Genomic DNA, 5107 nt, shown 5'->3' with positions numbered 1-5107 from the left:
GTCACGGCGAGGGCGCGGTCCGGCGGTCGATGCCGCCGTATCGGCACACACGCCCATGCCACCACGAAACCGCCGTTCGCCGGCGCGCGCCAGCCGGGCGCCGGACCCGCGCGGGCCGCCCGCAGCGCAACGGGCACCGCCCCGTCGGTGTCCGCGGGCATCACCGCGGGACCGGTGGCGGTCCGACCAGCCCGTCGCGTCAGCCAGGACGCGGTGACCGGATCGCGGTGAGCATCAGGGCGATGTCGTCGGCCCGGTAGGAGGAGCCACGGGCGTTGTGCAGAAGCCGGTCGGCGAGTTCGTCCAGCGAGCCGGCACGGGCGTGCGCCAGGGACGCCCGCAGGCGGTCGATGCCCACGTCGATGTCGGTTCCGGGTTCCTCCACCAGGCCGTCGGTGTAGAGGGCGAGGACGGACCCCGGCGGGAGGGCGATCCGGGTTTCGGGGTAGGTGCTCGCGCGCTCCACGCCGAGGACCGGTCCGATGTCCAGTTCGAGGGCACCGGTCGATCCGTCGGGACTGCGGAGCAGAGGTGGGGGGTGGCCGGCGGTGACGGCGAGGGCGTGGTGGCCGTGCGCTTCGAGGTGGATGTGGCAGCAGCTGGCCAACAGCCCGGGATCGAGGTCGCACAGGGTTCGGTTGACGCCCGCCATCGCATCGCCGGGCGTGTGCCCCACGGCCGCGAAGGCCCGTACCGCGCTGCGCAACTGGGCCATGGTGGCCGCGGCGGCGATGCTGTGCCCCTCCACGTCTCCGATGACGAGGGAGACCCCACCGTCGGTCGGGATGACGTCGTACCAGTCGCCGCCGATGTCCATTCCGCTGGTGCCGGGCAGATAGCGCACCACGGTATGGATCCCCGGGACGGTCGGGAGCCGGTGCGGCAGGAGCGCCTGCTGCAGGCCGCGCGCGAGGGCGAACTCCGAGTCGTAGAGCCGCGCCCGTTCCAGAGCCTGGGCGATCAGCCCGGCGAGAGCGGTCAGGACGCCGCGGTCCTTCTCCGTGAAGGGATGGATCTCGTCGAAGCCGAGGACGCAGGTGCCGACGGGGTGGCTGGAGGCGATCAGCGGCAGGTACGCCCAGGAACTCACCTCGTCCGTGGGAATGCCCGGGTAGCCCCGGGAAAGAGCCTGCTGCGACTCGATGAAGAGGGGAGTGCCGGACGTCAGGGTCTCCGTGCCGGGCAGGCGGGCGTGCAGCGGCACCCCCTCCAGCCATTCGAGGAAGTCGTCGTGGCCGCCGGTGTGGAAGAGAAGGTGCATCGTTCCGTCGCGGACCACATGGATCGCCAGCCGCTGGCCTCCGAAGGCGGGCAGGAGCTGGTCGGCGACGACTTCGCAGACCTGGCGGGCGGTGACCGCCTCGGTCAGCGCGCTGCCCAGCTGCAGGACGTGGTACATGACGCCCAGACGCGCCGGTGCGGTGGCGGTCGCCGCCTCGGACGGGGAGGCGGACGGGGTCGCTGCCGGTGTCGCTGCCGGGGTCGCTGCCGGGGTCGACCGACCGGCGGGCACGACCCGCGCGGTCACTCCGTCCGCCTCCGGGTGGAGGGAGAAGGCGAGCCACCGGTCGGGTGAGCGGCAGGCCACGAAGGAGGCCGGCGCCTGGGAGATCATCGCGGACCGGTGCCGGTACTCGATGTCGGGATCGGACAGCCACGGCAGTACGTCCCAGAGGAAACGGCCCAGCAATGCGTCGCCTGCGACCCCCAACAGCCGCAGGGCGCTGTCGTTGACGTAGGTGACCCGGCCGTCGGGGGCGAGGGAGAACAGTCCGTCCCGCAGCCGCTCGACCGCCGCGACGGCCATCTGGCCCGCGCGCGCGTCCACGACCGCGCCGACCAGGTGGGTACGTGGCCGCATGCCGTCGGCCTCCGGTACGCGGCCCCACAACTCGACGGTGCGGTACCCCTCGCCGCCGTGCTCGTGGTCCCGCAACCGCAGGCGTCTGCCGGTGGTCCGGCCTTGTGCGACCGCCTCTCGGGCGCAGGACCGGAAAGCGGCACGATCGCCGGGGTGGAGGCGGGAAGCGAGCGTCTCGGCCCGTCCGTCGAAAGCGCGCGGGTCGAGACCGAAGATCGCGCAGAGCTCGTCGTCCACGATGAAGTCGCCGGAGGAAAGGTCCCACTGGAACACGCCTACCCGCACGGCCGCCGCCGAGGGAGCCGGGGTCTCGACGGCGATCGTTCCCGGGGCGCATTCCACGGGCTCGCCGCTACGGGCGCGCAGCGCCGACAGGGAGTCGCCGAGCCGCTTGGCGACGCTCCGCAGATGGCGCCGCTGGGCCTTGGAGAGCCCTTCGCTGCCGGGGGGCGCCGCCCAGACGATCGCCAGGGATCCGAAGCTCTCCCCACCCGCGCCCACCGGCACGGAGCAGGAGCCGAAGGCGTACGGGAGGGCCACCGCGAGCTGGGGATAGCGGCGCATCGTCTCTTCCGCGTTGGCCAGGTGGACGGTGCGCCCGGAGCTGTACGCCGCGGCGATCGGGATCGGACTGTTCACCGGAATGAGGCGCCAGCCACCGAGCAGGGAGGGCGGCACCCCGCACGTCGCGGCGAGCACGACCGACCGGCGGTCGCGGGAGCGGAGGAAGATGCTCCCGGCGTAGGCCCTGGTTCCTTCGACGGCTTCGACGACGGCTGCAGCGAGCAGGTCCTCACGCTCCGCCGTCTCGCCGACGGCCATTCCGTGCATGCTTCCAGTGTGCGCGGGTCCGGAGCGGGTCAGCCCGGCGGCTGCGACGACCCAGGGTGACGCGCCGCTCGCAGAGCGCGGCCCACGCGGACACCGAGGGGGTGGCGGCCGTCCTGACCAGGGGTGAGTGGGCCGCCGAGCCGGTGGTGTCGGTGGCTTGTCGGGGACGTCGGTGCGGTATCGGCGGCGGCTGACACCCTTCGAGAGGTCCTGCCGGGTACTCATCCGGCTCGGAGTTCGAAGAGGGGATCCCTCATGTACGACGTGATGATCGTGGGAGCCGGTCCGGTGGGTCTGGCTCTCGCCTGCGAGCTCGGCCTCGCGGGCTGTTCCGTACTGGTGCTCGAACGGGAACCGACGCTCGGTTCCGCGTTACGGGCGGCCCCGCTCGGCCGGCGCGGGCTGTCCGCCGCGTCGGTCGAGACGTTCTATCGGCGCGGGATGCTGGAACCGCTGATGGCGGCGTCGGGCGTCCAGGAGGTGTTCGGTGCGGCCCCCGAAGAGGGAGCGCCCTCACGCCCCCGGCTCGGCGGCCACTTCGCCGGCATGATGCTCGACGGGGACCGGGTCGACGTCGCCGCCCTGCCGTTCCGGCTTCCCGGCTCGGCACCGGAATCGGTGATGACGGACCTCGAAGCGGTCGAGACGGTGCTGTCCGAGCAGGCGTCCAAGCTCGGCGTGGACATCAGGCGCGGCGTCACCGTGACGGCCGTCTCCCAGAACGGCGAGAGCGTGGTCGCACAAGCCGGCGCGGACGCCCACGAGGCGCGCTGGCTCGTCGGCTGCGACGGCGGACGCAGCACGGTGCGCAGGCTCGCGGGCTTCGAATTCGTCGGTACCGAACCGCAGTTCACCGGCTACACCATGCAATCCACCCTCGTCGACCCGGAGAAACTGCGTCCGGGGTTCCATCTGACGCCGACGGGCATGTACATCCGGATGCCCGCCAACGGGTACACCGCCATGATGGACTTCGACGGCGGCGCGTTCGATCGCTCGCAGCCGCCGACGCGCGACCACCTCCAGGCGGTCCTGCGCCGCGTGTCCGGCACCGACGTGACCATCGGCGAGCTCCACCTCGCTTCGAGCTTCACCGACCGGGCGATGCAGACCACGGCCTACCGCCGCGAACGCGTCCTGCTCGCGGGCGACGCCGCCCACATCCACTCCCCCCTGGGAGGCCAGGGGCTGAACACCGGCATCGGCGACGCAGTGAACCTGGGGTGGAAGCTTGCGGCGACCGTGCACGGGCACGCGCCGGACGGGCTTCTCGACACCTACGCCGACGAGCGCCACCCGATCGGTGCGGCAGTGCTCGACTGGTCGCGCGCCCAGGTGGCGACCATGAGGCCGGACCCGTTCGCCCACGCCATCCAGGCCGTGGTTCGCGATCTCATCGCCACCCCTGACGGAGCGACCTACGTGTTCGAGCGGCTGTCGGGATCGTGGATCCGCTACGACCTCGGCAGCGAACATCCACTGGTCGGCCGCAGTGCCCCCGACTTCTGCCTCGACGACGGCACGCGCCTGGGGGACCTCATGGAGGACGGACGCGGCGTCGTGCTCGATTTCAGCACCGACCGCCGCCTGCACGGTTCGGCGACGGGCTGGGAGGGCCGGATACGCTACGCGGCCGGGGCGGCGGTGAACGACCTCGGCACGGGTGCCGTACTGGTGCGACCCGATGGCGTGGTCGCCTGGGCCGGTGACCGCCACTGCGATCGGGAGGCCTTCGAGCAGGCCGCGAGCCGTTGGTTCGGCGGCCCGGCCGCGACAGGACACACCGCCGGCGCCCACGGGGAATCCGTACCCCTGGGCGCAGGTGCCGCCCGGCAGTGACCGCCACGGGGCCGACCGCACCTGCGGCTTTGCCGCGGCACCGCCGATCGGCCCCGTTCACGGCCTCACCCCCGACCGACTGCCGTCCGGGGCGGCTCGCTGCGGGGCGTGCTTGTGCACGGCCCGTCCGGTGACGACCAGGCGATCGGCGATCTCGGAGTTGCCGTACCCCTGGGCCGTCATCGCGAGTACCTCGCGTTCGTGCTCCGTGAGCCGCGACAGGTAAATCTCGTAGGCATGTGCGGATTGAATGCGGGTGTGCGAAGAAATAGGGCGAACGGCTGTTACGGAATGTACTACTCCGCTTGGGTGGTGGGTTTCGTCTGTGCGCCGGGTGGTGCGCCGGTGCGCACGGACCGCCGTGCCGCCGAGTCGGGCGGGTGGGTGTAGTGAGCAGCGGTTGTCAGGGTCGCGGCGGCTGGATTTGTGTGTGGTGTGCAGGCGACCGTGACGGAAATGTCTGCTTCTGGTAACCGGTCTTGGTGAGGGCTGCAGCCGGGCGGGCGGCGGGTCGAGAGTGGGGCCCTCGGCTCACTCCGGGCCGGGCAAACGCACCGCTGCTCCTACCTGTTTCGG

The 5107-nt window shown here is 72.1% G+C and carries 2 protein-coding genes and 1 pseudogene; 1 reads left to right on the top strand and 2 read right to left on the bottom strand.

Annotated features, from left to right (window positions below; genetic code table 11):
• Nucleotides 1-199: 199 nt before the first annotated feature.
• Nucleotides 200-2692: a SpoIIE family protein phosphatase gene (locus ABZW32_RS38635; protein ID WP_356225439.1), complete on the bottom strand. Its 2493-nt coding sequence runs from the start codon at nucleotides 2690-2692 to the stop codon at nucleotides 200-202.
• 255 nt (nucleotides 2693-2947) lie between these two features.
• Here ABZW32_RS38635 and ABZW32_RS38630 point away from each other — a divergent pair, with 255 nt between their 5' ends.
• A complete protein-coding gene (locus ABZW32_RS38630; protein WP_356225437.1) occupies nucleotides 2948-4531 on the top strand; it encodes an FAD-dependent oxidoreductase in 1584 nt (527 codons plus the stop codon).
• Between the two features lie 108 nt (nucleotides 4532-4639).
• On the opposite strand, the pseudogene ABZW32_RS38625 reads toward ABZW32_RS38630, so the two are convergent.
• Nucleotides 4640-4753 (bottom strand): annotated as a pseudogene (locus tag ABZW32_RS38625) (LuxR C-terminal-related transcriptional regulator); the annotation flags it as partial.
• Between the last annotated feature and the right edge of the window lie 354 nt (nucleotides 4754-5107).

The organism is Streptomyces sp. NPDC004667 (assembly GCF_040609475.1).
GTDB lineage: Bacteria > Actinomycetota > Actinomycetes > Streptomycetales > Streptomycetaceae > Streptomyces.
This window is presented reverse-complemented; position numbering and strand designations above follow the sequence as displayed.

Bases quoted from the DNA above. Each gene is read 5' to 3' on its own strand.
- ABZW32_RS38630 (WP_356225437.1), top strand. From the start codon at position 2,948: ATGTACGACGTGATGATCGTGGGAGCCGGTCCGGTGGGTCTGGCTCTC.
- ABZW32_RS38635 (WP_356225439.1), bottom strand. From the start codon at position 2,692: ATGCACGGAATGGCCGTCGGCGAGACGGCGGAGCGTGAGGACCTGCTC.